Raw genomic sequence first — 25,560 nt, 5'->3', positions numbered from 1 at the left:
GATACAGCCCTATAGCTGGGGAGCGGTGGACTTTTCGCCGGTCAGTAGTTGGTTGAGGACGAGGTTGTAGTGAGCGTCGCTGCCGTAGTTGCCCATTGAGCTGGCGACGCTGATCGTCAGGGGAAACTGGTCGGCGGGAAGGGCCGCCAAGGCGGCAGGGAGGGTTGGTTCGGCGGAGTCGTCGCGAGCGACGGTGAAGGCGGACCAGCCGTAGTTGAGGGCGATGATGCCGCTGAAGGTGGCGACGGCGGCGTCGTCCGTGATGCCTCCGCGGGCGAGGATGCGCAGCGCCTCCTCGCCGATCCGTACTGCGTTCAGCCCCGGGCTGGGGTGGCTGAACAGGGGTGCGACGGCCCACGGATGCATCGTCAGGAGCCGCCGGTGGGAGCGGGCGAAGGTTCGCAGGTCCTCGAGCCAGTCGTCGGTGGGCGGCGCGCATTCGAAGCGGCCGAGGACTGTGTCCAGGAGCGCGTCGACCAGCAGTTCCTTGGTGGTGAAGTGCCGGTAGAGCGCCATCGCGGACGACTCCAGGTCGGCGGCCACGGCGCGGACGGTGAGCGCCTCGAAGCCTTCGGTCGTCGCCACGCGTTCGGCGGCCTCGACGATGCGGTCGGGGGTCAGCGACCCGCGCGGCCGGCGTTGGCGTTGCCGCGGCGCGGGCGACGTGGTCGGAGGGGTTGACGGCTTCATGTGTACAGCGTACGTTATCTCTCAAGCGTACAAAGTACACAAACTTTTGGAGCATCTGATGATCGTTCGCTGGCTTCCCACCTTCCTTGGCTTCCCCGTCGGCGGCTGGCTCGCCGCCCAGGCCGTCGGATCCGTCCGCGGTCCCGGTACCGCGGCGCTTGCCGGCTTGATCGCCGGCCTGGCCATCGGCGTCGCGCAGTGGCTCGTACTGCGCTCGCGCGGGGCTGATCTCCGCTGGGTGGTCTACACGGCACTCGGCATGACCGTCGGCGGTGCGGCCGCCGCCGTTCTGACCGGCGCAAACACCGACGTGAAGTCGCTCGTACTCACCGGCCTCGTCGCCGGAGCCGCAGTCGGTGCCGCGCAAGCCACCCTGCTCGCACCTAGTCTTCGGGCCGGAATTGCGTGGAGCGCACTGGTGAGCATCGCCTGGGGGCTTGGCTGGCTGACCACGGCCAACGTCATCGTCGACGCCGAGAGTGGCTTCATCATCTTCGGCTCCAGCGGCGCTCTCGTGGTGACCGTACTGACAGGGCTGGGCATGCGGTGGCTCCTGGCTGTCGAAACTCCCGCGAAGGTCGTTTCCGCTACGCCGCCTGTCGCTGAAGCCCACCGATGAGCAGCGCCACGGTGACGGGCGTGACGCTGGTGGCCCTGCCGCTGGCCTTCAACGCAGCCTTCGCCGCACTGGCTGCGAAGTTCGACTACCCCGACATCCTGCGCCGCCCGACCCATGAGGTTCTTGACCGCTTTCGCTGCGGCGGATCGTCCCTGGTCTTGCTGTGGTGGGCCTTCGCCATGACGGCCGTGGCCCTCGCACCCCTTGCTGTTCTCCTTGGCCGCACACTCGACGGAGCCAACGACGACCTCCGCTCCGTCGGCGTCACCATCGGTGTACTGGCAGCGGTCGTGCAGTTCCTCGGCCTGATTCGCTGGCCGTTCCTTGTTCCTTACCTGGCACGCGTTTCTGCCGAGCCAGATGCCGATCCGGCTCGGCGCGAAGCGGTCGACATCGTGTTCCAGTCCTTCAACCGCTACCTCGGCGTCGCAGTCGGGGAACACCTGGGCTACCTGTTGACCGGCGCCTGGACCGTCCTGGTTGGTGTCGCGCTGACCCAGTCGACGGTCGCGCCGGGCTGGCTTGGGATCCCCGGCATCGTCATCGGCGTCCTCCTCGCTCTTTGCTCGCTCGAGTTCGTCGGCCCGTTCGAGCAGGCCGGCTGGAAGCTCGCAGGCATCCTCACGCCCATCGTGTACATCGCCTGGTCCTTGTGGCTCATTGCCGCCGGCATCGCGCTGCTGCTCTGAAACCTGTGGTGAACTCGCCCCATGACCTATGTCGGCTCCTACACCTGGGAGCTGAGACAACACCTCGGCCCGGACAGTCCTCGCCCCTTCACCAGATCTTCCTCGCCACCAGCGAATTCCAGGCCCGCTGGTGATCCGCGCAGATTTCAGCTGTCGAGTGAGGACCAGAAGGCGTTGAGCAAGGGCTCGGGTGGTGGGAGGCACTGGGTCAGGAGGATGGCGGCTGTATGGCGGTCGGGGTAGTTGAACCAGGTGGTGCCTAGGCCGCCGCCCCAGCCGTAGCGAGTGGGGGACACCTGTACTCCGTAGCCCCAGCCGGCGCCATCAAGGAAGATTTCGGCTGAACTTCCACTGTGCTGGGCAGGTGTCAGCTGATCCGTGGTCATCGCCCGGAACGCGTCAACGGAAAGCAGCCGTTTCCCCTCATGCGCCCCACCGGCCAGCATGAACTCGGCGAAGCGTAGGTAGTTCGAGGCCGTCGACGCCAGGCCGCCGCCGGCGTGCGGGAAGAGCGGGTCCGTGGACCAGTCGCTGCCCTTCGCAGGGTCGAACACTGCCAGCCCGCCCGACCCATCCGCCGTATAACAAGGCACCAACCGCGCCTGATCCGGTACTGCGAACCCGGTGTCACCCATCCCCAACGGCGAAAGCACCCGGTCAGCCAGGAGTTCGCCCAGCGGCTGCTCCCCGGCCCGAGCCAGCAGCACCCCGAGTACGGCGTACGCGAGGTCGTAGCGCCAAGCCGACCCGGGGTGTTCCATCAACGGGAGTTCACCGAATCGCGCGATCCACTCGTCGGGTCCGACGGCGACAGCAGACGGCAGCGGCGGCCCCATCCCGAGACCGCGGGCGTCGGCGGCTTCGGCGACCGGGCATGACGCGACCTCGAACGCGAATCCGAAGCCCATCCGCATTGTCAGCAAGTCCTCGACAGTGATCGCGCGTTCGGCCGGAACCGTCTCGTTCACCGGCCCATCGAGCCGGCGCAGTACCCGGCGGTCGGCGAGTTCGGGCAGCCACCGGTCGACCGGATCGTTCAAGGTAAGAACGCCTTCGTCCACGAGCATCAGCGTCAGCACAGCCACCAGCGGCTTGGTCATCGAGCTGATCCGGAACACCGCGTCGGTGGTCATCGGCTGACCCTCGAGCGAAGCGTTCCCGACGGCCTCCAGCAGCACCTGGCCGTTGTCGCTCACGGCAAGCACCGCTCCGGGCGCAGTACCGGGGCCGAGCTGTTCACCGACCGCGGCCAGCAAGCGCTCTGAGGGTATGGGTGCCATCAGGACCTCCTTGGCGGCCCATCAAACACCAGACCCCCGACAAAACGAGGCAGCGTTGGCTCAGGAGTCAGGTAGCGACAGATGCTGGTGGATCATCTTCCAGCCGTCGGCCTGCCGCTGGAACACCCGCGTCGCCCGCGACCAGTTCTCCTCCGAGCCGTCGACCACGATCCGCGTCAGCCCCCACGCCACCGCGAGGTCATCCCGCGCCTTCACCGTCAGCTCGGGAACGCTCATCTCCACCTTGCCGCCCGACTCGAGCCCGGTCGCGCAGACCGCCCGGACCGCGTCCTTCCCCACGTACTGCAGCGGACCGCCGTACTCGTAGGACACGACGTCGTCCCCGATCGCGTCCATCAGCCCGTCGAGATCCTTGGCAGCTGTCAGTTCCGACCACTGGTCATGAATTTCCCGTACTGCGGACTCCGCGACCGCGGGCGGTGTGTCGGTCAACGGGAACGAGTGGTGCTCGTGGGTCACCACCCAGCGGCCGTCCTCCTTGCGCAGACCGAGCGTCAACCGCAGCCGGTTCGGCGAACCCTCCTCGAACTCCTCCCGCAGGCCGCACTTCAGCAACGCATGGGCGAACGCGACGTCCGCACCCGCGGTCACGTCCAGCGAGACGAGCTCGAAGATCGCCCCCGACGCCTGCCACTCGAAGAACCCGGGCCAGGTCTCGCGGTACGCGTCGAGTCCCCGAACCCCGTCGTACGGCGGCGGTACGTCGAACATCACGATGTCGCCGGAGTGGTCCTGCAGCACGGTGTCCAGATCGCCTTCGTGGACCGCCGCCGCCCAGCGCTCGATCAGTGCCCGGATCTGCTGCTCGTCGTTGCTCATCAGCCAGTTCCTTCCACCGGTGAATTGCTCTGTCACCACTACAACCCGGGCCGGCGCCGAAACTCATCGCCGCCCACGAAACTCATTCCGCCAGCGACGCCAGCGACGCCGGCAACCCGAAGGAAGGGAAGTCCGCCTCCAGGAACGAGACCACCTCGGCGATCGACGACCCGCGCAGCCGGATCAGGTCGAGCCCGGCCGGCACGTACCGCCCGTCCTTCCACAGATAGGTGCCGAACGCGAGCTGCCCGTTCGCCCGCGCCGGCAGGAACCGCCACCGATCTCGCAGCGGCCCATCGACCAGGAACCCGCGGATCCCGTCGTGCCCCTCGAACCACAGCGGCAGCGGCGGCATCGAGTACTTCGCGTCGTCCGTCAGCATCTCCACGATCGCCTCGACGTCCCCCGCCTCCCAGGCAGTCATGTACCGCCGAGCCAGTTCGCGCTGCTCCGCCTCCCCGAGCTTCTCCAACGTCACCTGCTGGGTGGGATCGGGCAGTGCGCCAGCCACCACCTTGCGGGCACGCTGCAGCGCACTGTTCACCGCAGCCACGCTGGTGTCGAGCAGGTCAGCCACCTCAGCCGCCGCGAACGCCAGTACGTCGCGTAAGAGCAGTACTGCGCGCTGCAGCGCCGACAAGTGCTGCAGGCAGGCGACGAACGCGAGCTCCACACTCTCAAGCGCAACCACCCGAGCCTCCGGACTCAACTGCGCAGTCCAGGCCAAGCGCTGCTCGGGGTACGGCTCCAGCCAGACGGTCTCTGCCTGGGGAGTACTCAGGTCGGTCGGGAGCTCCCGGCGACCCTTGCGCTCGATCAGCGTCAGGCAGCGGTTCGTGGCGATCTTGTAGAGCCACGGCCGCAGCGAAGTCCCCTCGAACCTTCCCAGGTTGCTCCACACGCGCACCAAGGTCTCCTGCACGCAGTCCTCGGCGTCGTGGTCGGACCCGAGCATCCGGTAGCAGTGCGCGTGCAACTCGCCCTGCAGCGGCCCGATCAGCTGACCGAAGGCGGCCTCGTCCCCGGCGCGTGCGGCCTCCAAGAGCTCTACGCGTTGATCCACCGCTCCAGTGTGGCGGCTGCCAGGCCACTGTCGACCGCTTGGGCACACCGCTCCATACAGCCGGCCAACTGCTCAACCAGAGGCTCACCAGTCAGCGCGACCGTTGCCACAGCCGCAGCAGCATTGAGCAGTACTACGTCCCGCACCGGCCCGGGCTCTCCGCCCAGCACCGACCGGGCGATCCGCGCGTTGGTGGCGGCATCACCACCCCGCAGGTCGGAAGCCGGGCACAGCGGAATTCCCAGCTCACGCGGATCGAGCAGCACCTCGGACGTAGTGCTGCCGCGAACCACCCACACACGTGAAGGAGTAGTAGTGGTCAGCTTGTCGAGGCCGTCCTCACCCCGGACTACCAAGGCGGAACCACCCCGCGCGGCAAGGACGGACGCGATCACCGGTTGCATCCGCGCGTCCGCGACTCCTACCAACTGGTGTCGTGGATCCGCCGGGTTGATCAACGGGCCGAGCACGTTGAACGCCGTCGGCACGGCCAGCTCACGCCGCACTGCGGCCACGTGCCGCAGGCCCGGGTTGAACCTCGGCGCGAACAGATAGGTGATCCCCGCCGCGGCGACGGTTCGCAGTACGGCCGAGGGGGTGAGGTCGAGCGGGATGCCGAGGTGTTCCACCAGGTCGGCCGAGCCACCGGTCGTCGACGAGGCGGCCCGGCCTCCGTGCTTGACCACCGTGACACCCGTGGAAGCCGCCACGATCGCGGCAATGGTGGAGATGTTCACCGCGCCGGTCCCGTCGCCGCCTGTCCCCACGATGTCGACGAAGGGACCCGGGACGGCGATGGGTGTCGCGTGGCGGCGAAGGGCCTCGGCGAGTCCCGCGATCTCCGCCGGGGTCTCGCCCTTGGCCCGTAGGGCGATCAGGAATCCCGACACCTGCGCGGAGGTCGCCGTACCGCCGACGACCTCGTCCATCGCCCACCAGGCGTCGCCCATCGAGAGGTCACGCCCGCTGAGCAGGGCGGAGATGATCCCGGACCAGGTGCGATCCGCAGTACGGACTGTTGTTGCCATGGGCGATCCTCGGGGTGCTGGGCCCCGACGAGGGTGGTGCGAAAGCAACGGCCGCCTCGTCGAGGCGGCCGGTTGATTCGCGTGAGCGCAGGAGCAGGGGCCGCCTAGTCGGCGGGCCACCAGCTGCTCAGACGCGTGCTCACAGCGGAACCATAGCAAGTCCGTCAGCTGATGAACCCGGTGGCGAGATCCCAGAGCCGTACGGCGTTGGCCGGGTCGAGGGCGAAGGGTGCGACGCCACCGCCGAACATCACGGGGGCCCCGGTCAGCACCTCCGCCTCGTCGCAGTCCTCGAAGTAGCGGCCGCCGATCCCGTCGAGCAGTGGGGAGGCCGCGACCAGGACCGAGGTCGCCGCACCCTGCTCAACGGTCTTGCGGCGCTCGACCGGAGTACGGAGGCCGCCAGTGTGCTGCTGCAGGTTGGTGGCGATGGCGCCTGGGTGCACGGCGTTGGCGTAGATGCCTTCGTCGGACCAGCGCCGGGTCGCCTCGACCGCAAGGAGCGCGGTGGCCGTCTTCGACTCGGCGTACGCGCCGATCGGGTGGTACGGCCGGTAGATCCAGTCGAGGTCGTCGAAGACCGGCGGCCCGAACTGGTGCGCGTTCGAGCTGAGCGAGACGATCCGGGCGCCTCCGGCCTCGGTGAGAGCGTCGTGCAGGCCGACGGTGAGCGCGAAGTGGCCGAGGAAGTTGACCGCGAACTGGAGTTCGTGGCCTTCCGGCGTGCGGGCGAGCTCCGGCACGGCCATGATCCCGGCGTTGTTGACGAGCATGTGGAGAGGGCCGTCCCAGTCGGTGACGAAGGATCGGACGGAGGCCAGGTCGGCCAGGTCGAGCCGTGCCACGGAGACGTTCTCGTTTCCGATCGCCGTGGCGGTTTGCTTGCCCGCGTCAACGTTCCGTACTGCGAGCACGACCTCGGCACCCGCCGCGGCCAGGGCGCGAGCGGTCTCGACGCCGACGCCGGACGTGGCTCCGGTGACAAGCGCGCGCCGGCCGGACAGATCGACGCCGGCCAGTACGTCGCTCGCGGTTGAGGTGAATCCAAAGGGGGTCATGCTTCGAGGGTGCGTGCCGAGTGGATCCGTAAGAAGGCTCTGCCGACACTGGTATCGGCAGGGACAGGATGAGCTCGCGCGACGCCTCTACTCTGGAAGCGTGAGCAACCTCGGCGAGTACCTGAAGGTACGTCGCGAACGGTTGCGCCCGGAGGACGTCGGTCTTCCGAGCGGCAGCCGTCGGCGCGTACCGGGGTTGCGGCGCGAGGAGGTCGCGCTGCTCGCCGGGATCAGCGTCGAGTACTACCTGCGACTGGAGCAGGGGCGCGACCAGCATCCGTCGGAGCAGGTACTCGAGAGCCTGGCCCGCGCACTCCAGCTCGACAACGACGCCGAGATCTACCTGAAGAAGCTGGCGAATCCGGCGAAGCCCGCCCGACGCCGACCGTCACGCCCCGAGCACGTGAGCGCCGGCGTTCGCGGGCTGATCGACAGCTGGCCGACGACACCCGCGCTGGTGCATGGGCGGTACCTGACGACGCTGGCGGCGAACTCCATGGCCGTTGCCCTCAGCCCCTTTTTCGCACCGGGCGTGAACACCTTGCGGGCGGCCTTTCTCGAGCCGGAGCTGCGGGAGCTCTACCGGGACTGGGACGAGATGACCGCGAAGGCCGTCGCGTACCTGCGGTCGGTGATCGTGCCGGCGATGGACGACCCGCGGGTGGTCGAGTTGATCGGCGAGCTCAGCCTGCACAGCGACCGCTTCCGGACGTTGTGGGCCCGGCAGGACGTCCGCCAGAAGACGAGCGGCCTCACCCGCCTGAACCACCCGCAGGTGGGAGAGCTCGACCTCCACTACGAGAAGCTCGCCCTGCCGGGAGCGCCCGGCCAGATGCTGATCACCTACCACGCCGAGCTCGGCTCGCCCTCGCACGAGAAGCTGGAGCTCCTTTCCCACTTGGCGATTCCTCGCTCCGATCACGCCAGGCCGGAGCTCAGAGCCGCAGCAGAGTGAGTGGTGCCGGGTTCCGGTAATTCGGCATCTTGGATTTCAGCGGTAGCCGCGGATGTAGTCGATGACGAACTCCGGGGTCGGCGGTTCGCCGATGGACCCGTCCGGGAAGTCGAAGGCCGCCACCATCAGCTGCAGCGGATACGCCGGCGGCTGTGGACAACTGCGGATCAGGCGGCCGTCGACGAAGAAGTCGGCGCGCTCGGCGGACCACTCCACGGCGTACAGGTGGAAATCGGTGATCTCGATGGGCAGCGGGACGGCCTCGAAGTTCTCCTTGACCGCGGGGTCGCGAAACGCGTGCAGGCCCATCCCGACGGCGGTCGACTTGCCGGGGACGATCGCGTTGCCGAACATCTCAGTCACGCAGATCTCCGCGCAGCGCTCCGGGCGGTCCTCCAGCCCGACCATCCACAGCGCGACCATCGAGCGGGGTGAGACGACGCCCCGGGCGCGGAGCTCGAGGTAACCGCCGTCCGGGGTCCAGCCCCAGAAGGGCTCCTGCTCCTCGCGGACGACCAGCCCTTCGCGGTACGGCTGCTGACCGATAGTGCTGCCGACCGGCCCGGAGAAGTTGCCCGACTGGATCCCCGACACCCGCATCGCCGGAGAGTGGTCGTTCTCGCACCACAGCCCGTGGCCAGGCGGGACCGTCAGGTGCAGGCACGAGTCGCGCAGCTCGTACTGCGCTGCCGTGGCAGCCCGCGAACTCCACTGCGGCAGGTAGTGGGGCAGCCAGACCGCCGGGTCCAGCTCCGGACCGTCGAAGTCGTCCTCGAAGACCAGTCGGCGTTCGGCCATGGACCCATCATCGGCGCGCGCTCCCTGGCTGTCACATGATGGGGCTCTGAACCGTCAAGCTAGTGACGGATCGCGACGGGAGATTGTGACCAGTGGACCAGCACGACCAACTCGCGGAGAAGTTCGAGGAGAACCGCACCCAGTTGCGCTCGGTGGCGTACCGGATGCTCGGCTCTGTCAACGAGGCCGAGGACGCGGTGCAGGAGGCCTGGTTGCGGCTGAGTCGGTCCGATGTGAGCGAGGTCGCGAACCTGAGCGCCTGGCTGACCACGGTGGTGTCCCGGGTCTGCCTCGACATGCTGCGCACCCGCAAGTCCCGGCGTGAGGACCCGCTGGACATCTTCGTACCCGACCCGATCGTGAGCCCGCTGGATCCCGAGGAAGAGGCAGTCCGCGCCGACTCGGTCGGGCTGGCGATGCTGGTCGTGCTGGAGACGCTGGCACCGGCCGAGCGGCTCGCGTTCGTGCTGCACGACATGTTCGCGCTCAGCTTCGACGAGATCGCCGAGATCGTCGACAAGTCCCCGGCCGCGACCCGCCAGCTCGCCTCCCGCGCACGCCGCCGCGTCCAGGGCGTCCCGGTCAGCGACGGCGATGTCGGCCGGCAGCGTGAGGTCGTCGACGCCTTCCTCGCCGCCTCCCGCAGCGGCGACTTCGAGGCCCTGCTGTCCCTCCTCGACCCCGACGTCGTACTCCGCGCCGACGCCGGTACGACACCTGCCGACCCCACCGGACCGGCCGTCTCCAAGCTGGTACGCGGAGCCCTCGCGGTCGTCGAGCAGGCCCTCATGTTCACCAGGCTCGCCCCCTACTCCCGCCCAGCCCTGGTCAACGGAACCCCCGGCGTCATCACCGTCGTCAACGGCCAACTCCTGGGCGTCATGGCCGTCACCACCCGCAACGGCAAAATCACCGAAATCGACATCCTCGCCGACATCCCCCGCCTACAATCCCTCCCCATCCGCGCCTGAACCAGGTACTCCGGCCCTCCGATCGCGTGATGGTTTCGGCGTGGCGCAGGCGGGCTGGGCTCAGGTCGTGCTCAGTAGCTGCAGGACTCGGAGTGCTTGCTGGGTGGGGATGTCGGGTGGATTGCGGGCGGCTGATGGGGCGCCGGGGCGGAGGAGGGTGAGCCAGAAGATCGACCAGAGGCGGCGGGCGGTCAGGTGGCGATGACGGTCGATGGGAAAGCGGTTGACGAAGGTGGTCCAGTCGGTGGCGCGGGTGGAGATGTGCTCGACCAGGTTGGCTAGTTCCACGGCCAGGTCGCTGCGGCCGGCGTCCTCGAAGTCGACGATGCGCACCCGCTCTCCATCCCACAGATAGTTGGCGAGATTCGGGTCCCCATGGCCGATCACCGGACGTGCAGCCTCGAACAGCAGGTCTACCGGGGGCCCGCTCAGCCAGTCGGTCGCCGCCGCGTGCGCTTCGGCGACGATGCCTGAGCCCTGGTACGCCGAGACGCCCGCGCGGGTCCGTGCGATGAAGGCGGACAGGTCGAACGGGGACAGATCCTCCGGTGGGATCGACCAGAGGGTTCGTAGGGCGGCCTCGAGGCCAGCTAGTTCCTCGGGAGTGAGGGCGCCGCTCAGCGGGCGGCCTGGGAGGCGGGACATCGTCAGCGACGGCTCGTCAGGCGACAGGCTCAGTGGGGTCGGGACCAGGGTCGGGGCGGCTGCGGCGATCGTCTGGAGGGCGGCCCATTCCCTGGCCGGCTCGTTGCGGGACCAGGAGGCGTAGGTCTTGGTGACCACCTGATCGTTGGTGGACAGGTGGTGGGTGTGGGTCACGAGAAAAGTTTGGCGGGTGTGTCCATCTGGGGCGGTCTCCTTCGACGTGTTGGTAGAGACCAGACACGGCTAGGGAGTTCGAGATGACCACGCAGGCGATTTTCACCCCCGACGTCACCGGTTGCGATGTCGTCGCCGGGCTGCTCGGGGCCGGGTTCAACGGGGCGATCCACCGGCCTGGCGACCCGGAGTACGACGTGCAGCGGCGGGCGGTGATTCCGACGGTCGACTCGCGGCCGCTGGTGGTTGCCGAGGCGCACCACCGGACCGACGTACAGGCGGCGGTGCGGACGGCCCGGGAGTACGGGTTGCCGCTCGCGGTGCAGGCGACCGGGCACGGTACCCGGACACCGGCGGACGGCGGCATCCTGCTCAAGACCTCGGCGATGACGTCCGTGCTGGTCGATCCGCAGCGCATGGTCGCGAAGGTCGGCCCGGGCACCCGCTGGGGCGCCGTGATCGACGCGGCTGGCGAGTTCGGTCTGGCACCGCTCGCCGGCTCGTCGCGGGACGTCGGCGTCACCGGCTACACCCTTGGCGGCGGGCTCGGCTGGCTGGCCCGAAAGTACGGGTTCGCCGCCGACAGCGTGATCCGCGCCGAGGTCGTCACCGCCGACGGCCGGGTCGTCACCGCCAGCGCCGACGAGCACTCGGACCTGTTCTGGGCGGTCCGCGGCGGCAGCGGCAACTTCGGCATCGTCACCTCGCTCGAGTTCCGCCTGTACCCCGTCCCGGTGGTGCACGCCGGCATCGTGTACTTCGGGATCGACCGCGTGGCCGAGACGCTGAAGTTCTACCGCGACTGGTCCGCCACCATCCCGAACGAGCTGAGCACCGCGATCGTCCTGACCCGGATCCCCGACGCGCCGGCATTCCCCGAGGCCGTCCGCGGCACTCGCGCCTTGGCGATCAAGGCCCTGTACTCCGGTGAGGCCGACCTGGCTGAGCACCTTCTCAAGCCGTTGTTCGAGGTGGCCGGGCCTGTGCTGGCCGGCGAGCTCCGGTCGATGCCGTTCGGGGAGTCCGCGATGGGCGGCACCCCGGCGCGGTACCTGGATCTGGTCGACGCGCTCCCGGACGACCTGATCGACGAACTCGCCCAGCTGACTGGTGACTCGGCGCCGACGGTGGAGATCCGCCACTGGGCCGGCGCGATGGCGCACCCGGGCCCGGGCGCGGGACCGGTCGGGCACCGCGACGCGACGTACTCCGTGATCATCGACCAGGAGGTCCCCGACCTGGCTCCGGTACTCCGGACGACCGGCAGGACCTTCGTGAACTTCCTGGCCGACCCGGCGCGCGCCGCGACGGCGTACGCGCCGGCCGATCTCGACCGGCTCCGCTCAGTCAAGCGGGCCTACGACCCCGACAACTTCTTCCACCTGAATCACAACATCCGCCCAGCCTGAGGAGACCTGCTGACGACGCGGAACGGCCCGGACTCGAAGATCGAGGCCGGGCCGTTCCGTGCGCGATGCTCAGGTGGTGAAGTGGTGTTGCTCAGGCAGTGCCGGAGTTGCCGTAGACCGTGACGTGCACGTGGTCGTAGTGGTTGGCCGTCGTGCTGCCACGGTCCTCCATCGCGCGCCAGCCTTCGCTGCTGCGCTGGACCGTCCAGATGTGCTGCTGCCAGATCAGTTCGCTGACGCCCATGGCCTTGCGGTTGGCCCTGAGCCAGTCGGCGATCTCCTGGCCGGTCTGGCCGCTGACCATGATGTCGAGCGCGTGGCCGCTGGAGTGCTCGCTGCCGCTGTCGCCGCTGCGGAGTCCGCCGTACGAGGTGACGGACGGGAACAGGTGGCAGATCGCGCGGTGCACCCGGATCGCGTCGGCCGTGAGGCCGGACTCGACGCTGGAGCCGGACGCGCAGGCCGCCTGTGAGGGAGTGCCGGCGGTGCTCGTCGCGGCCGGCTTGGTCGCCGACAGGTACTGCGCCTTGACCCAGCGGGAGACGCCGTCGCGGACGATCTGCGCCCAGATGCCGTCGATCTCGCCGGTGACGGAGACCTTGCTGCCCTTGTCCAGCACGGTCAGCAGGGTTCCGGTACCGCCGGCCGTCGACCAGACGTTCACGTCGGTGGTGGTGTATTTGCTGCCGATGATCTTCAGCGGCTTGACCACGGCCGCGGCCCGGGTCTTCGCGGCAGTCGGCTTGGGGATCGGTGCTTGTTTCCTGAGGTGCTTCGCGATCGGCGGCGCCTTGGGCTTCGGAGCCGGGGTCGGGGAGAGGTCGAGCGAGGGGCGGAGGGCGTCCCGGCTGGCTTGCGTCTCACGCTGCAGCTGCAGGGGCGAGCTGGCGGTAGGCGCATCCGTCGCGGGGGCCTGATCGGCGGAGAACGCTACTGCCGACCCGGTGGCCAGGAGAGCCACCGCCGCACCGGGTATCGCAACCTTCACGATGCCGGGGCGGATCACCTTCGGGCGCGGTTGACGGTGCCGCGCCTGTCTATGCCGTCCTTCAGCCACTTGGAGAACCACCCAATCTGCCGAGATCAAAACGTTATCGACGCGGAGGAGTCAAGCACACATCCCGGCGGGTCTCACAACTGGCGCCCACTTTTAACGTATTGCGAACATGGCGCACGCTCAGCGGCACGTGCTCCGCCCACTGAGCGTGCGGAGATCCGCACGCTCAGAAGGTGTGCTCCGCACGCTCAGCGGGATGTCCCTGCACGCTCAGCCGGGTGAGGCCGGACGCTCAGCTGGGTCGGTCCGCGCGCTGAGCATGATGAGTCCGCATGCTGGGCATGGTGTGATCTCGGCAGCGGCGCGGACGGCCGCGCTCTGCTTGACTGCGGCTCATGAGCGACCTCGGATTCAGCGTCGACGCAGGTCCCGTGGCGACGCTGGTGATCGACCGGGTGGACAAGCGCAACGCGCTCACCCGGGCGATGTGGGAGGCGCTGCCGGGCCTGCTTGCCGACCTCGCCGCCGACCCGCAGGTCAAGGTGCTGCTGGTCGTCGGAGCCGGGCCGACGTTCTCCGCCGGCGCGGACATCGGAGATCTCGTCTCCGGCGCCGATCCGGCCGATCCGATGGCCGAGATCCGCGCGCACAACCTCCGCGCCCAGGCGGCGTTGCGCGAGTTCCCGAAGCCGACGATCGCGGTGGTCCGCGGCCACTGCATCGGCGGCGGCCTCGAGATCGCGGTGAACTGCGACTTCCGCTTCGCCGCCGAGGATTCCACCTTCGGCGTGACGCCCGCCCGCATCGGAGTGGTCTACCCGCCGGCCGCGATCAAGGTCCTGCTCGACCTCGTCGGCCCGGCGACCACGAAGTACCTGCTCTTCAGCGGCGACCTGCTCACCGCCGCCCAGGCGTTGTCCAAGGGTCTGGTCGACCGGGTCTTTCCGGCCGCCGACCTCGACACCGAGGTAACCGCCGTCGCCAGCACCCTGGTCTCCCGGTCCCAGTTGACGATCCGCTCGGCCAAGGAGACCGTCAACGCCCTTCTAGCGGGCGAAGACGCCAACCCGGCAGCCCTCAAGCGCTACCAGGAAACGATCACCACCGGCGAACTCCACGAGGGCACCAGTGCCTTCACTGAGAAACGCCCTCCGGCCTTCCCCTGGGGCAACTGAGAAGCGCCTGACTGACCTGTACGCCGGGTGGGCGGTGGTTGCTGTAGGTGCTCGGAAATCCGCTGCGATTACTGACGAATACGGCTGGGCACTGGAGTCGACGGCCGCCAATCCCGCCCGGCGGCGTACTCAGAAGGAGGGCTTCATGCTCATTCTCGGACTGATCCTGCTGTTGCTGGGGTTCCTGTTGGGTGTCCCGGTCCTGTGGACCATCGGCATCGTCCTGCTCATCATCGGTGCTGTGCTGTTCCTGTTGGGATCGACCGGTCGTGCTGTCGGGGGACGCCGACACTGGTTCTGATCGTCTGAGGAGACGGGCCCCGCGAGCTCCGGCTCGCGGGGCCCTGTTCTGTCGGAGGGGCTGGTTACGATGCGCCGGTATGAAGTACCTCGTGATGATCTTCGGCAATGCCGACGACTCCTGGACGGGTTCCGAGCAGGACCGGCAGGGGTTGCGTGACCTGATGACGTTGAAGGACGAGCTCGCCGCGACCGGCGAACTGGTCAGCGCGGAAGGCCTCACCTTTCCCAGCGACGGCAGGATCGTGCAGATCCGCGACGACGTGCGGGTCGTCACCGACGGACCGTTCGGCGAGGCCAAGGAACAGATCGCCGGCTTCTTCATGATCGACACCCCCGACGACGAACAGGCCCAGCAGATCGCCGCCAAGGTCTCCGCCCTGGTCGGCGACCGCGTCGAACTCCGCGGCACCGTCCTCACCGCGCCCTAGCGACCGCACCGCAGAGCTCAGTACAAGCGGAGACCTCAACACCCGCAGGGATTCAGCACCAGCGGAGGATCACCTCGGCTAGCGCGTCCGGTCGGGTGATCATCGGCCAGTGTCCGCTGGCGATCGTGTCGACGTCGAAGCCGGGCGTCTCCGCCGTCACCGCCGGCTCGCCAGGATCGTTGCGCACACGACGTACGTGCGCGCCACCTTCTCCACCCCGCTGAGATCGGCCGGCGCCGGATCGGTGTACGGGCCGATCGGCTGCGCGGTCCCGCGCGCCCGCAGGTACTTGCGATCCTCCGGAGTCAGCCCGTGGTCGCCGAACACCAAATCCAGCAAGAAGTCCGTCATCACCGGGATCTGCTCGTCCACGACAGTCTGCCGGATCGCGCCCTCCGTCTCCGGCCCCGCCACCTCGAACAGCGTCTTCCCCGCCACCGGCAGCACCCCGCCGATGTAGACCATTCGCGCGATCCGCTCCGGGATGCGGCTAGCCGCGATCGTCGCCGGAGCACCCGCGTACGAATGCGCCACCAGCACGACGTCCCGCAGATCGGCGTACTCGATCGCGTGCACGATGTCGTCCGCGTTCAGGTTGAGCGTGGTCTCAGCGGAAGCGAGGTGATACCTGTCGCCGGTCCCGGTCAAGGTCAGCGGCAGCACCCGCTGCCCGGCCGCCTCGAGCAGCGGCGTCACCTTCTCCCACGCCCAGCCGCCGAGGAACGAACCACCTATGAGGACGATCATCTGCTTGCTCCTTGTGTCGTTCGGTGCCCTACACCAAGCAAGCTACTGAGGATTGTGGACAGGTTCTGCCCTGTTTATCCTCGAGTTTGTGTCCAGACCCGCAACCCGCGTTCTAGCGCTCCTCGAGCTGCTGCAGGACCGCGGCCTGGTCTCCGCCCAAGAACTGGCCGACCGGCTCCGCACGGACGCCCGCACAGTGCGCCGCTACGTCACCGCCCTCCGCGAGATGGACATCCCCGTCGAAGCGGAACGAGGCCGGTACGGCGGCTACCGCCTGGCGCGCGGCTACCGCCTGCCACCACTCATGCTGGGCGACGACGAGGCCGTAGCCGTCGCTGTAGCCCTGGCAGCCGTAGGTGATGCCGAGGACGTTACTGAGCCGTCCCCGACAGCACGAGCCCTCGTGAAGCTCAACCGCGTCCTCCCGACCGCACTACGCGAGCGCGTGAACGCCTTGATCTCCGGTACGTCGGTGGTCGCCGACCGCAGGCCATCCGCCCAACCAGAGCCCGAGGTGGCCCTCACCCTCGCCGCAGCCGTCCGCGCCAAGCACAGGATGCGCATAGAACACCGCCCGTACTCCGGGGAGCCGGTCGTGCGCGAGGTGAACCCGTACGGGCTCGTGGTCCACGGCAAGCGCTGGTACCTCGTCGGGCACGACCACCTGCGCCAGGAAGTCCGCACGTTCCGCGTGGACCGGATCGGCCGAGCCACGGAACTCGCCACCCGGTTCACCCCGCCTGACGGCTTCGACGTCGTGGCCCATGTGATGCGCGGGCTCACCTTCGGAGCCTGGTCGCACCGCACCGAGGTCTGGCTCGCAACCGACCTGGAGACGGCCCGCGCAAGTCTCCCGCTGACTGCGGGAGACCTGCACGAGGACCCGGGTGGTGGTGTCGTCCTGATGAGCGGTGCGGAGGACCTTGCCGCCATGGCGAGGATGCTGTCGGGCCTGCCGTGGCACTTCGCAGTACGGCAGCCGATGGAGTTAGCGGAGGCTGTCAGGGCGCACTACGAGTGCCTGGCGACCTCCGTGGCCAACTGCGGGCGATCGGCGGAACGCTTGCCCAGCAAGGCAGTTCCCAGCAGGCCGACCGCGATGAAGGCCCAGCAAGCGGTGAACGCGACCCGGTACCCGTGGACCAGTTCGGCAGGCGACGAGCCGGGCGTGTGAGCAACGGCCACCGCGGAGAGCGCCGCGATCCCGACAGCGCCGCCGATCTGGAACGTCGCGTTCTGCAGACCCGAGGCGACTCCGGAGTCCTCGCCGGCGACATCGCTCAGCGCGGCGATGGCTCCGGCCACCGAACCGGCACCAAGTCCTGCCCCGAAGATCGTCAGCCCCCAGAACGCCGTCTCGAAGTACCCCGAGTCGGCAGTCATCAGGCTCATCACCGTGCTGCCGATACCTGCGACCACGAGTGCCGCGGCCGCGACCGGGCGGGGGCCGATCCGGGTCACCAGGTTCTGCCCCAGGATGGAGCCGCCGACCGCGGCAGCCGCGAGCACCGATGACATCAGGCCGTACCGGATCGCCGAAGTACCGAGCGCCAACTGGGCGTACTGCGTGTAGACGAAGTTCAGCCCGAACGCGGCCAGACCCCAGGTCATCCCGATCAGGTTGCCGCCGACTACTGCACGCGAGCGGAAGAGCCGCAGCGGTACGAGCGGAGCGGACGACCTCTGCTCGACCAGGACGAACAACGCGAACAGGGTGGCCGAGAGGAGCGCCAGCAGCGTGGTGCGTCCCGCGGAGGAGGTCGGCGCCTCGATCACGGCGTACACGAGAACGATCAGGGCGGCGGTCACGGTCACCGCGCCGGTGACGTCGAACCCGCGCCGGCCCGGGCCGCGGCTGTCCTTCAGCAGGGTGGGCGCCAGCACCGCCACCAGCAGGCAGACCGGCACGTTGATGAAGAAGATCCACTCCCAGCCGAGCCCGTCCGTGACCGGCCCGCCGATCAGCGACCCCGCAGTACCGCCGACGCCGCTGGTGGCTCCCCAGATGCCCAGCGCCTTGTTGCGCTCTGCCCCGTCCGGGAACGTCGTCATCACGATCGACAACGCACTGGGAGCCAGTACTGCGGCCGCGATGCCCTGCAGCCCTCGGGCGAACACCAGCGCGTCGCCGGTCCAGGCGAACCCGCAGAGCAGCGAGGAAGCGGCGAAGAGAAGCAGCCCGGCGATGAACACCCGGCGGCGTCCGAGCAGGTCGGCGATGCGTCCGCCGAGCAGCAGCAACCCGCCGAACATCAGGGCGTAGCCGCTCGGCACCCACTGCACACCGCCGGTGGAGAAGGTCAGTTCGCGCTCGATCGACGGCACCGCGACGAGGACGATCGACGCGTCCAGGATGATCATGAACCCCGCCAGGCACAGCAGGGCCAGCGCGAACCAGCGCTTCGGGTCAGGTTCGGTCTGCATGGTGGTCGTCCTCCGGTACTCCGGACGCCCGGGCTGGGCGTCTCACACCGGGGACGTCGGCTCCGTCCGGACCACCTCGACATTTCGATCAGGGACCGTTTTCTGTCGAGATCAGGGGGTCCGGTTCCGACGTACCAGGCGAGAGGGGGTCACAAGGGCCTCCGCGACCGTCAGGATGGTGCCCGTGAAGTACATGCTGCTGATCTACAGCAACCCGGAGAGCTGGGCGGGCCTGTCCGCCGAGCAGCGCGAAGCCCTGGGCCGCTCGCACGAGGAGCTGAGCCGGGAACTCACCGAGCAGGGTCTGCTGGTCAGCTCGGCCGGTCTGGCCGACCCGATCACCACCCGGACAGTCTCGGTGCGCGACGACATCCCCACCACCACCGACGGTCCGTACGCCGAGGCCAAGGAACATCTGGCCGGCTTCTACCTGGTGGAGTGCGAGAACATCGACCAGGCGATCGACTACGCCGCGCGAATGCCGGACGCGAAGTACGTCGCCGTGGAGGTGCGGCCGGTGATGGACAGTTCCGGGCTGGAGATGTGAGCGGGTTCGAGCTGCTGCTGCGGGAAGAGACCCCGCAGGTGCTCAGTGCGCTGGTGCGGCACTACGGCCACTTCGATCTGGCCGAGGAGGCCGTCCAGGAGGCGCTGCTCGCGGCTGCTCAGCAGTGGCCGGAGGAGGGGGTCCCGGACAACCCGCGCGGCTGGTTGATCCGCGTCGGCTCACGGCGGTTGACCGACCTGCTGCGCAGCGACTCCGCTCGCCGCAAGCGTGAGGAGAACGCCGCCAATCTGGCCGCGCCGGAAGAGTTCGTTGCCGCAGGCCCTGAAATCGACGATCCGGGTGGTCAGGACGACACCCTCACGTTGTTGTTCCTGTGTTGCCATCCGGCGCTTTCCGCGGCCTCTCAGATCGCCTTGACACTAAGGGCTGTCGGCGGTTTGAGCACGGCGCAGATCGCTGCCGCTTTTCTGGTGCCCGAGACGACGATGGCGCAGCGGATCAGTCGTGCGAAGCGCAGTATCAAGCAGGCGGGCAGCTCCTTCGAGATGCCACCCGAGGCTGAGCGCGACGCCCGGATGGGTGCTGTGCTGCACGTCCTCTACCTGATCTTCAACGAGGGCTACACCGCCTCGTCCGGCACCGATCTGCACAGTGCCGAGCTCACCACCGAGGCGATCCGGCTGGTGCGCGGTGTCCGCCGGCTGCTGCCCGATGACGGCGAGGTCGCCGGGCTGCTGGCGTTGATGCTGCTGACCGACGCGCGCCGTCCGGCTCGTACCGATCCCGACGGCGGGCTGATCCCGCTCGCCGAGCAGGACCGCTCACGCTGGAACAAGACCGCCATCGAGGAGGGCGACGCGCTCGTCACCGACGCGCTCTCTCGGACCCAACTGGGGCCGTACCAGGTGCAGGCCGCGATCGCCGCCGTGCACGGGACCGCGGAGCGGGCCGAGGACACCGACTGGCCGCAGATCGTCGCGCTCTACCAGGTGCTGGAACAGATCTCCGACAACCCGATGGTGCGGCTCAACCACGCCGTCGCGGTGTCGATGGCGACCGGTCCGAAGGAGGGCCTGGCGCTGCTCGAACCGCTCGAGTCCGACCACCGGATGACAGACCACCACCGCCTCGAGGCCGTCCGCGCGCACCTGCTGGAGATGTCGGGGGACCTCGACGGCGCCCGGGCGGGCTACCTGCTGGCGGCCCGTCGTACGACGTCCATCCCCGAGCGCCACTACCTGCAGTCCAAGGCGGACCGGCTCAGCACTTCCTGAGCCCTCGTACCCCGAGTCGCGATGTCCGGGGAGTTGTGTCAGTTTTGAGGGGTGGACCTCACCAAGGCGTCGCTGCTCCGCGAGCTGCTGACCGGCACCGAGCTCGGCAGCCGGACCACCGAGTTCGCCCACTCGCTGCGCAGGTTCACCACCCGCACCGGCGGGCTGATGCTGTTCGGCCCACCTGAGGACGAGCCGTGGCACCTGACCGCGCACCTCGACGACGAGCTCCACGGCGCGGGCATCGAGGACATCCGCCCGGCCCTGGTCCGCTGGGCACCACCGCCGGACGCGCCGCCGCACCTGTCGATCGGCCTCGACCGGCTCCGCGAGGCAGGCCGGGGCGAGTCGCTCCTGGTCGTCGCCGAGAACGCCCCGGCGGACACCCTGCTCGAGCGGATCGACGACGTACGCCGCCGCGGTACGACCATCTTCAGCATCGACAACGGCAGCAAGGACCTGGCCTCGCTCTCGCACGAGTCACTCGTGCCGGAGCTGCTGGTGCCGAACAGCTTCGGCGCCGGCTGGGTGAGCCACCCGGTCGGCCAGGACCACGACGAGCCGGACCACGGGCGGCACGGAGTACCGGAGGAGACGCTGACCGCTTTGCGCGACGCGGTCGCCGGCTTCGAGATGACCCAGCACCTGGTCAGCCTCGCCGTTGCCGACGAGGACGTCCTCCAATCCCGCTGGCGTCTGCGGCTCCGGAACTTCATCGAACGTATCAGCGGCGAACCCGCCTGACTTTTCCTGGCCAGGAGTCCTGTCAGTCGGTCAGGAAGAGGCCGGCGAGGAGCGGGTAGCGGGTTCTCATCTCGCTGTGGTCGTCGAAGTCGAAGTTCTCACCCATCGGCACGTCCGGGGTATCGATGCCGGCCTCCTCGACCGCGTCCCAGTAGCCCTGGTCCGAGCCGGTCGAGGATTCGTAGGCGTTCACCGCGACAGTGAGCATGCCCACGCCGTCGAAGCCCTCGAACTCCTCACCCAGGTCCTCGTCGACCACATCGGCGAGCGAGTCCGCGTCAGCCAGCGCGGCGTCCCAGACCTCCTGCCCCTGGGCGATCAGCCAGCCGCGGAAGTAGTCGAACCCGTCGTCCGACGCCCCGCCGTTGATCAGGTACGCGGCGCCCCAGAGCTCCTGGCGGTACGAATCGGCCTGCAGACGCTCGAGCTCGACCCCGAACCCGGCGATCTCCTCAGCCGCCAGCTGACCGAGCGCCTTCGTCAACGTGTCGGCGACCCCGTCAGGATCCGCGACCGTGTCATCCACCTCAGCCCGAGCCGACTCGACAAGCTCCCAGAACCCATCTCTGTCCACCCCGAAATCGTGACACGAAACCCGGTCCACCAGCAGCCCACGGTCTCCAGTTTCGGACACCGGTGGTGGATCCGGTTTCGTGCGCGCGGGTTCACCAGGCTTCGTCGAGGAGGGTTCTGAGGTTGGTGGGGAGGGTGAGGTGGGCGCCGGCGAGGGCGGTTCGGAGGTAGGTGGGGGTGCTCATGCCGACGATGGGGGTGACGGTGGGGGAGCCGCCGGCGAGCCAGGCGATGACCACCTCGCTGCGGGTGACGCCCAGTTCGGCGGCGACCTTGGACAGGACCTCCAGGCGCCGCGTCGTACCGGGGTGGTCGAACGCCTCCTGGATCGGGCGGTCCTCGCGTTCGTAGCCGCCCGACATCAACGGGCTGTAGGCGAACAACTCCTGCTCCGGGTTGCGGTCGGCGTAGTCGAGCACCTCGTCGGTGATCCAGCCGAACCGGTGGTCGTGCGCGTTGTTCCTGACGAACGGCCTCGGCTGCAGGTACGAGTACCGCAGTTGCAGGGCAGTCGGGCCTTCGACGCCCTGCGCGAGGGCCAGTCCGCGCATCCGCTCGACCCGCCACAGCGCGTAGTTCGACAGCCCGATCCGGCCGATCGTGCCGGCCTTCGCGTGCTTGCCGAAGGCGGCGACGGTCTCCTCCAGCGGTGTGGTGAGGTCGTCGCGGTGGGCCCAGTACAGGTCGATGTGGTCGATGCCGAGCCGTCGCAGCGAGGCCTCCAGCGCCGCGTCGATCACCTTCTCGCTCAATCCCTCCGTGTGCTCGGGGAAGCTGCCCGGCCACAGCGGCTCGCAGCCGACCTTCGTGGCGAGCTTGACCCGATCGCGAACGCCGGGCCGGGCCGCGAACCAGCGGCCGAGCAGTTCCTCGCTCTGACCGCCGCGGCCGCTCGGGACCTGCCAGAACGAGTAGCAGTTGGCCGTGTCGATCCAGACGCCGCCGGCGTCGACGTACGCATCCAGCAGGGCGAACGAGGTCTTCTCGTCGATCCGGCTGCCGAACTCCATCGCTCCGAGAGCGATCTTCATCTCTGTCATGTGCTGCACCCTCTGAGCTGGAGTCCACTCAAGGTCAATGGGTATATCCGATAAATGAGACGATCAGTTTCGAATCATGGACGCTCGTGCCAGACTGAGCGCATGGAGGAGTACCTGGCCGAAGACGACGTGATCGACGTTTCGCATCCCGCCATCACCGCGCTCGCCGCCCGCCTCCGCCGCGACAACCCCGGTACCACGGACTTCGCGCGCGCCGCGTTCGACTTCACCCGCGACGAGGTGAACCACTCGATGGACGTCGATGATCCGCGCGTCACGGTCAAGGCGTCGGAGGTCCTCGAGCACCGCACCGGGTTGTGCTTCGCCAAGTCCCACCTGCTGACGGCTGTGCTGAGAGCCGGGGGAGTTCCCGCGGGCCTCTGCTACCAGCGGCTGTCCAACGGCAATGGCGGCCACTTCCTGCACGGCATGGTCGCGGTCAACCTCGACGGCACCTGGTACCGGCAGGACCCGCGCGGCGACAAGCCCGGCGTGACCAGCGAGTTCTCCCTCGACGAGGAGCGCCTCGCGTACCAGCCGGACCCGGCGCTCGACGAAGCCGATCTCGACGAGATCCTCACCTCACCGGATCCAGGCGTCGTCGCAGCCCTCCGCGGCGCCGACAACGTCGTCGACCTGGTCCGCAACGACGGCCTCCCGGCGCACCTCGCGTAGCGGTTTGGTTTCCCTCGGCCTCGGGCCGGCTTCCCATACCGCCGTCCGCAGGGGTACGCCGGTCAGCAGGCCGGCCCGAGCCCAAGGGAAACCAAACCGGAGCGCTCGCCTGTCCGGCGGGCGCGGGGTGCCTGGGTCGTCAGGTGGTGCCGCGGGTGGAGGTGCGGACGATGAGTTCGGGGGTGAAGGTGACTCGTTGGTGCTCGTGGTCCGGGTTGCTCGACTCGTCGAGGAGCAGTTCGGCGGCCCGGCGGCCGAGGAGCTGGCGGGGCTGGCGGACCGAGGTGAGCGGCACCGCGGCAGCCGCGGCGAACTCGATGTCGTCGTAGCCCACGATCGCCAGATCCTCCGGCACCCGCAGCCCCAGGCTCACGCACTGCTGCAGCAAACCCAACGCCAGCAGGTCATTCGCGCAGAATGCGGCGGTCGGGCGACGATCCGCCCGCAGCCCGGCAAGTCGTTGCCCAGCGCCCCTACCCTCGGCGACCGTCAGAGCGCCGGTGAGTACGTCGACCAGGCTGTCGGCCGGCAGGCCCGCGTCCTCGACCGCTCGCCTGGCACCCTCGCGGCGGTCCGTCACCTGGCCGATCGTGTTCGGTCCGCCGACGAACGCGACCCGCTGATGGCCGAGCTCGATCAGGTGGGACAGGGCGATCTCGCCGCCGAGCACGTCGTCCACCGCGACCGAGCAGTGCTCGTCGTCGTCGATCGCCCGGTCCACCAGGACCACCGGCGTACCGCGAGACGGTAGTTTGCGCAGCCGCGAGGAGTCGGGGTCGATCGGCGTGATCAGCACGCCCTGGACCCGCTGCTGCTCGAGCAGGTCGAGGTAGTCGGCCTCGCGCGCCGCATCCTCGTTGCTGTTGCAGAGGAACACCGACAGGCCGGCTGCCTGAGCAGCCTCCTCCACGCCGCGGGCGACGTCGGTGAAGAACGGGTTGCCCGCGTCGAGCATCAGGTAGGCGAGGATCCGGCTGCTGCCGGCGCGCAGCTGCCGGGCCGACTCGTTCCGGACGAAGCCGAGTGACGCCATCGCCGCCTCGACCTTCGCGCGGGTCGTCGGGCTGACCATCTCCGGCCGGTTCAGCACGTTCGACACCGTGCCCAGCGACACCCCGGCCGCCGCCGCGACATCCTTCACGCCAGCCGCCGCGCGGGTCACCCGCCCGGGCCGCAGTCGCCGAGCCTGCCGCCGCACACTCGGACTGACCGCCCGCTCAGCACGCTCCGCCCGCCCAGTGGTGCCGGGATCAGGAGTTTTGCGGGCACGGTCCGCTGCGCCACTCGGTGTCACGCGGCCTCCCCGGTTTGAAACGTGATAGGGGACGAAGCGTACCCCCGCCCTGTGGTTTTCCTCAGTCTCATCCTGTGGTTTCCCACCCGATTCGGGCCGAACCCTTGACGACCGGATACGGCCACGCATACTTTCTTGCAATCTCGTTGAAACCTTTCAGCAATCGACTCACCCAGCAGCCAGTGATCACCCAGGGGTGACCCCCGAGCGACCGGAGGCGGACATGCCGGACCAGGCGCCGTTGCTGCGTGTGCGTGAGGTGTCGAAGTCATTCGGCGCCGTCGCCGCGGTGCAGAACGTCTCGTTCGACCTGTACGGCGGCGAGGCCCACGCCCTGGTCGGCGAGAACGGCGCAGGCAAGTCCACCATCGTGAAAATGCTCGCCGGGGTGCATCGCCCGGACGTCGGCACGATCGAACTGGACGGTTTCCCGGTCGAACTGCACACCCCGGCCGACGCCAAGGCGGCCGGGATCGCGGTGATCTACCAGGAGCCGACGCTGTTCCCCGACCTGACCGTCGCGGAGAACATCGCGATGGGCCGCCAGCCACTGGGTCGTTTCAAAACCATCGACCGCACGGTGAAGAAGTTCGCTCTCTGGAACCCGGCCGACATCGGCTACCTGGCCGCGTACGCCGGAGCGTCGCTGAAGTCCGGGCAGATCACCGGCGCGCAGGGCGAGAAGTTCAAGGCCGGCAAGCTCGACGAGTACACCGTCGGCGAGGCAGGCGAGATCGTGCTCGGCCCGCCGACCGAGTTCACCGCCGCCAACATCGACCAGTTCGACTTCTGAGCCACCCCGGGGATCTCGTGAACCGCTACTGCTTCTGCCTCCAGGTCAAGCCGGACCGGCTGGACGAGTACGTCGAACGGCACCGCGACGTGTGGCCCGACATGCAGGCCGCGCTCCGCGACTCGGGGTGGCACAACTACTCGCTCTTCCTTCGCGACGACGGACTGCTGATCGGGTACGTCGAGGCCGACGACCTGGAGGCGGCGCAGAAGGCGATGGCCGCCACCGAGGTGAACACCCGCTGGCAGGCCGAGATGACCGAGTTCTTCACCGGCCGAGAAGAAGGCGCCGAAGGCCGGCCGCCGGACGAGTCGTTCGTGCTGCTGCCCGAAATCTTCCATCTGACCCCGAATACCGAGGATTGAC

Annotated in this window: 28 protein-coding genes and 1 pseudogene; 15 read left to right on the top strand and 14 right to left on the bottom strand. The window is 68.7% G+C overall.

Features of this window, described 5'->3' with window-relative positions; translation table 11 throughout:
- Positions 1-9: 9 nt before the first annotated feature.
- Positions 10-690, bottom strand: coding sequence for a TetR/AcrR family transcriptional regulator (locus EV644_RS09045; RefSeq protein WP_132190169.1), 681 nt, complete (start codon positions 688-690; stop codon positions 10-12).
- A gap of 58 nt (positions 691-748) precedes the next feature.
- On the opposite strand from EV644_RS09045, the gene EV644_RS09040 reads away from it, so the two are divergent.
- Both EV644_RS09040 and EV644_RS09035 read left to right on the top strand, forming a co-directional pair.
- On the top strand, positions 749-1,309 hold the full coding sequence (locus tag EV644_RS09040; RefSeq protein WP_132190170.1) for a hypothetical protein: 561 nt from the start codon (positions 749-751) through the stop codon (positions 1,307-1,309).
- Positions 1,306-1,998, top strand: a complete 693-nt coding sequence (locus EV644_RS09035) for a DUF4386 domain-containing protein (protein WP_132190171.1) — start codon at positions 1,306-1,308, stop codon at positions 1,996-1,998. The genes EV644_RS09040 and EV644_RS09035 overlap by 4 nt, the downstream gene beginning before the upstream one ends.
- Before the next feature lie 146 nt (positions 1,999-2,144).
- Here the strand turns inward: EV644_RS09035 and EV644_RS09030 are convergent, their stop codons facing one another.
- From EV644_RS09030 to EV644_RS09010, 5 genes are all read right to left on the bottom strand, one after another.
- Positions 2,145-3,278: a serine hydrolase domain-containing protein gene (locus tag EV644_RS09030; protein ID WP_132190172.1), complete on the bottom strand. Its 1,134-nt coding sequence runs from the start codon at positions 3,276-3,278 to the stop codon at positions 2,145-2,147.
- Between the two features lie 60 nt (positions 3,279-3,338).
- The gene (locus EV644_RS09025) at positions 3,339-4,118 is read right to left on the bottom strand and encodes a YybH family protein (RefSeq protein WP_132190173.1); all 780 of its coding nucleotides are present in this window, start codon (positions 4,116-4,118) and stop codon (positions 3,339-3,341) included.
- Positions 4,119-4,200: 82 nt separating this feature from the next.
- Positions 4,201-5,181, bottom strand: a complete 981-nt coding sequence (locus EV644_RS09020) for a sigma-70 family RNA polymerase sigma factor (RefSeq protein WP_132190174.1) — start codon at positions 5,179-5,181, stop codon at positions 4,201-4,203.
- The gene (gene trpD / locus EV644_RS09015; protein WP_132190175.1) at positions 5,166-6,209 is read right to left on the bottom strand and encodes an anthranilate phosphoribosyltransferase; all 1,044 of its coding nucleotides are present in this window, start codon (positions 6,207-6,209) and stop codon (positions 5,166-5,168) included. Before trpD ends, EV644_RS09020 begins: the two co-directional genes overlap by 16 nt.
- Before the next feature lie 164 nt (positions 6,210-6,373).
- Positions 6,374-7,267, bottom strand: a complete 894-nt coding sequence (locus EV644_RS09010) for an SDR family NAD(P)-dependent oxidoreductase (protein ID WP_132190176.1) — start codon at positions 7,265-7,267, stop codon at positions 6,374-6,376.
- A 100-nt stretch (positions 7,268-7,367) separates the two neighbouring features.
- Here EV644_RS09010 and EV644_RS09005 point away from each other — a divergent pair, with 100 nt between their 5' ends.
- Positions 7,368-8,222 carry a helix-turn-helix transcriptional regulator gene (locus EV644_RS09005; protein WP_241998482.1) on the top strand — a complete coding sequence of 285 codons (855 nt, stop codon included), beginning with the start codon at positions 7,368-7,370 and terminating at the stop codon, positions 8,220-8,222.
- A 36-nt stretch (positions 8,223-8,258) separates the two neighbouring features.
- On the opposite strand, the gene EV644_RS09000 is transcribed toward EV644_RS09005, so the two are convergent.
- Positions 8,259-9,020, bottom strand: a complete 762-nt coding sequence (locus EV644_RS09000) for a glycoside hydrolase family 16 protein (protein WP_132190178.1) — start codon at positions 9,018-9,020, stop codon at positions 8,259-8,261.
- Between the two features lie 92 nt (positions 9,021-9,112).
- On the opposite strand from EV644_RS09000, the gene sigJ reads away from it, so the two are divergent.
- Positions 9,113-9,991 (top strand): RNA polymerase sigma factor SigJ, encoded by an 879-nt coding sequence (sigJ, locus tag EV644_RS08995; protein WP_132190179.1) that lies wholly within the window; start codon positions 9,113-9,115, stop codon positions 9,989-9,991.
- A 60-nt stretch (positions 9,992-10,051) separates the two neighbouring features.
- On the opposite strand, the gene EV644_RS08990 is transcribed toward sigJ, so the two are convergent.
- Positions 10,052-10,873 carry an aminoglycoside phosphotransferase family protein gene (locus tag EV644_RS08990; RefSeq protein WP_132190180.1) on the bottom strand — a complete coding sequence of 274 codons (822 nt, stop codon included), beginning with the start codon at positions 10,871-10,873 and terminating at the stop codon, positions 10,052-10,054.
- 20 nt (positions 10,874-10,893) lie between these two features.
- Here EV644_RS08990 and EV644_RS47490 point away from each other — a divergent pair, with 20 nt between their 5' ends.
- Positions 10,894-12,219, top strand: coding sequence for an FAD-binding oxidoreductase (locus tag EV644_RS47490; protein ID WP_132190181.1), 1,326 nt, complete (start codon positions 10,894-10,896; stop codon positions 12,217-12,219).
- 91 nt (positions 12,220-12,310) lie between these two features.
- Here the strand turns inward: EV644_RS47490 and EV644_RS08980 are convergent, their stop codons facing one another.
- Positions 12,311-13,207 carry an SH3 domain-containing protein gene (locus tag EV644_RS08980; RefSeq protein ID WP_242001015.1) on the bottom strand — a complete coding sequence of 299 codons (897 nt, stop codon included), beginning with the start codon at positions 13,205-13,207 and terminating at the stop codon, positions 12,311-12,313.
- 404 nt (positions 13,208-13,611) lie between these two features.
- On the opposite strand from EV644_RS08980, the gene EV644_RS08975 reads away from it, so the two are divergent.
- The 3 genes from EV644_RS08975 to EV644_RS08970 all read left to right on the top strand — a co-directional run bounded on the left by EV644_RS08975 (position 13,612) and on the right by EV644_RS08970 (position 15,122).
- Positions 13,612-14,391 (top strand): enoyl-CoA hydratase/isomerase family protein, encoded by a 780-nt coding sequence (locus tag EV644_RS08975; protein WP_132190183.1) that lies wholly within the window; start codon positions 13,612-13,614, stop codon positions 14,389-14,391.
- A 145-nt stretch (positions 14,392-14,536) separates the two neighbouring features.
- Entirely contained in the window at positions 14,537-14,692 is a 156-nt protein-coding gene (locus tag EV644_RS45205; RefSeq protein ID WP_199234527.1) for a DUF6131 family protein, read from the top strand.
- 79 nt (positions 14,693-14,771) lie between these two features.
- Positions 14,772-15,122 (top strand): YciI family protein, encoded by a 351-nt coding sequence (locus EV644_RS08970; RefSeq protein WP_132190184.1) that lies wholly within the window; start codon positions 14,772-14,774, stop codon positions 15,120-15,122.
- Positions 15,123-15,278: 156 nt separating this feature from the next.
- Here EV644_RS08970 and EV644_RS08965 read toward each other — a convergent pair whose 3' ends face one another.
- Positions 15,279-15,869 carry an alpha/beta fold hydrolase gene (locus EV644_RS08965; protein ID WP_132190185.1) on the bottom strand — a complete coding sequence of 197 codons (591 nt, stop codon included), beginning with the start codon at positions 15,867-15,869 and terminating at the stop codon, positions 15,279-15,281.
- Positions 15,870-15,957: 88 nt separating this feature from the next.
- Here EV644_RS08965 and EV644_RS08960 point away from each other — a divergent pair.
- A pseudogene (locus tag EV644_RS08960) lies at positions 15,958-16,572 on the top strand (helix-turn-helix transcriptional regulator); the annotation flags it as partial.
- A gap of 308 nt (positions 16,573-16,880) precedes the next feature.
- Here the strand turns inward: EV644_RS08960 and EV644_RS08955 are convergent.
- On the bottom strand, positions 16,881-18,293 hold the full coding sequence (locus EV644_RS08955) for an MFS transporter (protein ID WP_132190186.1): 1,413 nt from the start codon (positions 18,291-18,293) through the stop codon (positions 16,881-16,883).
- 193 nt (positions 18,294-18,486) lie between these two features.
- On the opposite strand from EV644_RS08955, the gene EV644_RS08950 reads away from it, so the two are divergent.
- The 3 genes from EV644_RS08950 to EV644_RS08940 are packed head-to-tail and all read left to right on the top strand — an operon-like array spanning position 18,487 to position 20,819.
- Positions 18,487-18,840 carry a YciI family protein gene (locus tag EV644_RS08950; protein ID WP_241998510.1) on the top strand — a complete coding sequence of 118 codons (354 nt, stop codon included), beginning with the start codon at positions 18,487-18,489 and terminating at the stop codon, positions 18,838-18,840.
- Entirely contained in the window at positions 18,837-20,075 is a 1,239-nt protein-coding gene (locus EV644_RS08945) for an RNA polymerase sigma factor (RefSeq protein ID WP_132190188.1), read from the top strand. The genes EV644_RS08950 and EV644_RS08945 overlap by 4 nt, the downstream gene beginning before the upstream one ends.
- Positions 20,076-20,126: 51 nt before the next feature.
- Entirely contained in the window at positions 20,127-20,819 is a 693-nt protein-coding gene (locus EV644_RS08940) for a hypothetical protein (protein ID WP_132190189.1), read from the top strand.
- Between the two features lie 22 nt (positions 20,820-20,841).
- Here the strand turns inward: EV644_RS08940 and EV644_RS08935 are convergent, their stop codons facing one another.
- On the bottom strand, positions 20,842-21,393 hold the full coding sequence (locus tag EV644_RS08935; protein WP_132190190.1) for a DUF4240 domain-containing protein: 552 nt from the start codon (positions 21,391-21,393) through the stop codon (positions 20,842-20,844).
- Positions 21,394-21,484: 91 nt separating this feature from the next.
- Complete coding sequence (locus tag EV644_RS08930; protein ID WP_132190191.1) at positions 21,485-22,432, bottom strand: aldo/keto reductase; 948 nt, start codon at positions 22,430-22,432, stop codon at positions 21,485-21,487.
- Between the two features lie 102 nt (positions 22,433-22,534).
- Between EV644_RS08930 and EV644_RS08925 the strand changes: the two genes are divergently transcribed.
- Complete coding sequence (locus EV644_RS08925) at positions 22,535-23,107, top strand: transglutaminase-like domain-containing protein (protein WP_132190192.1); 573 nt, start codon at positions 22,535-22,537, stop codon at positions 23,105-23,107.
- A 139-nt stretch (positions 23,108-23,246) separates the two neighbouring features.
- Here the strand turns inward: EV644_RS08925 and EV644_RS08920 are convergent, their stop codons facing one another.
- The gene (locus EV644_RS08920; protein ID WP_132190193.1) at positions 23,247-24,248 is read right to left on the bottom strand and encodes a LacI family DNA-binding transcriptional regulator; all 1,002 of its coding nucleotides are present in this window, start codon (positions 24,246-24,248) and stop codon (positions 23,247-23,249) included.
- A gap of 349 nt (positions 24,249-24,597) precedes the next feature.
- Between EV644_RS08920 and EV644_RS46165 the strand changes: the two genes are divergently transcribed.
- Positions 24,598-25,194, top strand: coding sequence for an ATP-binding cassette domain-containing protein (locus EV644_RS46165; RefSeq protein ID WP_241998486.1), 597 nt, complete (start codon positions 24,598-24,600; stop codon positions 25,192-25,194).
- Positions 25,195-25,211: 17 nt separating this feature from the next.
- Positions 25,212-25,559: an L-rhamnose mutarotase gene (locus EV644_RS08910; protein WP_132190194.1), complete on the top strand. Its 348-nt coding sequence runs from the start codon at positions 25,212-25,214 to the stop codon at positions 25,557-25,559.
- Position 25,560: the final 1 nt, after the last annotated feature.

This window comes from Kribbella orskensis, from assembly GCF_004342085.1.
GTDB lineage: Bacteria > Actinomycetota > Actinomycetes > Propionibacteriales > Kribbellaceae > Kribbella > Kribbella orskensis.
This window is presented reverse-complemented; position numbering and strand designations above follow the sequence as displayed.

Excerpts from the sequence above, each read along its gene's own strand:
- EV644_RS08970 (WP_132190184.1), top strand. The coding sequence starts at position 14,772 with ATGAAGTACCTCGTGATGATCTTCGGCAATGCCGACGACTCCTGGACG.
- EV644_RS08965 (WP_132190185.1), bottom strand. The coding sequence starts at position 15,869 with ATGATCGTCCTCATAGGTGGTTCGTTCCTCGGCGGCTGGGCGTGGGAG.
- EV644_RS08950 (WP_241998510.1), top strand. The coding sequence starts at position 18,487 with ATGCTGCTGATCTACAGCAACCCGGAGAGCTGGGCGGGCCTGTCCGCC.
- EV644_RS09000 (WP_132190178.1), bottom strand. The coding sequence starts at position 9,020 with ATGGCCGAACGCCGACTGGTCTTCGAGGACGACTTCGACGGTCCGGAG.
- EV644_RS45205 (WP_199234527.1), top strand. The coding sequence starts at position 14,537 with ATGCTCATTCTCGGACTGATCCTGCTGTTGCTGGGGTTCCTGTTGGGT.
- EV644_RS08955 (WP_132190186.1), bottom strand. The coding sequence starts at position 18,293 with ATGCAGACCGAACCTGACCCGAAGCGCTGGTTCGCGCTGGCCCTGCTG.
- EV644_RS08930 (WP_132190191.1), bottom strand. The coding sequence starts at position 22,432 with ATGACAGAGATGAAGATCGCTCTCGGAGCGATGGAGTTCGGCAGCCGG.
- EV644_RS09035 (WP_132190171.1), top strand. The coding sequence starts at position 1,306 with ATGAGCAGCGCCACGGTGACGGGCGTGACGCTGGTGGCCCTGCCGCTG.
- EV644_RS09010 (WP_132190176.1), bottom strand. The coding sequence starts at position 7,267 with ATGACCCCCTTTGGATTCACCTCAACCGCGAGCGACGTACTGGCCGGC.
- EV644_RS08925 (WP_132190192.1), top strand. The coding sequence starts at position 22,535 with ATGGAGGAGTACCTGGCCGAAGACGACGTGATCGACGTTTCGCATCCC.
- EV644_RS08975 (WP_132190183.1), top strand. The coding sequence starts at position 13,612 with ATGAGCGACCTCGGATTCAGCGTCGACGCAGGTCCCGTGGCGACGCTG.
- EV644_RS09025 (WP_132190173.1), bottom strand. The coding sequence starts at position 4,118 with ATGAGCAACGACGAGCAGCAGATCCGGGCACTGATCGAGCGCTGGGCG.
- EV644_RS09045 (WP_132190169.1), bottom strand. The coding sequence starts at position 690 with ATGAAGCCGTCAACCCCTCCGACCACGTCGCCCGCGCCGCGGCAACGC.
- trpD (WP_132190175.1), bottom strand. The coding sequence starts at position 6,209 with ATGGCAACAACAGTCCGTACTGCGGATCGCACCTGGTCCGGGATCATC.
- EV644_RS09040 (WP_132190170.1), top strand. The coding sequence starts at position 749 with ATGATCGTTCGCTGGCTTCCCACCTTCCTTGGCTTCCCCGTCGGCGGC.
- EV644_RS09030 (WP_132190172.1), bottom strand. The coding sequence starts at position 3,278 with ATGGCACCCATACCCTCAGAGCGCTTGCTGGCCGCGGTCGGTGAACAG.
- EV644_RS47490 (WP_132190181.1), top strand. The coding sequence starts at position 10,894 with ATGACCACGCAGGCGATTTTCACCCCCGACGTCACCGGTTGCGATGTC.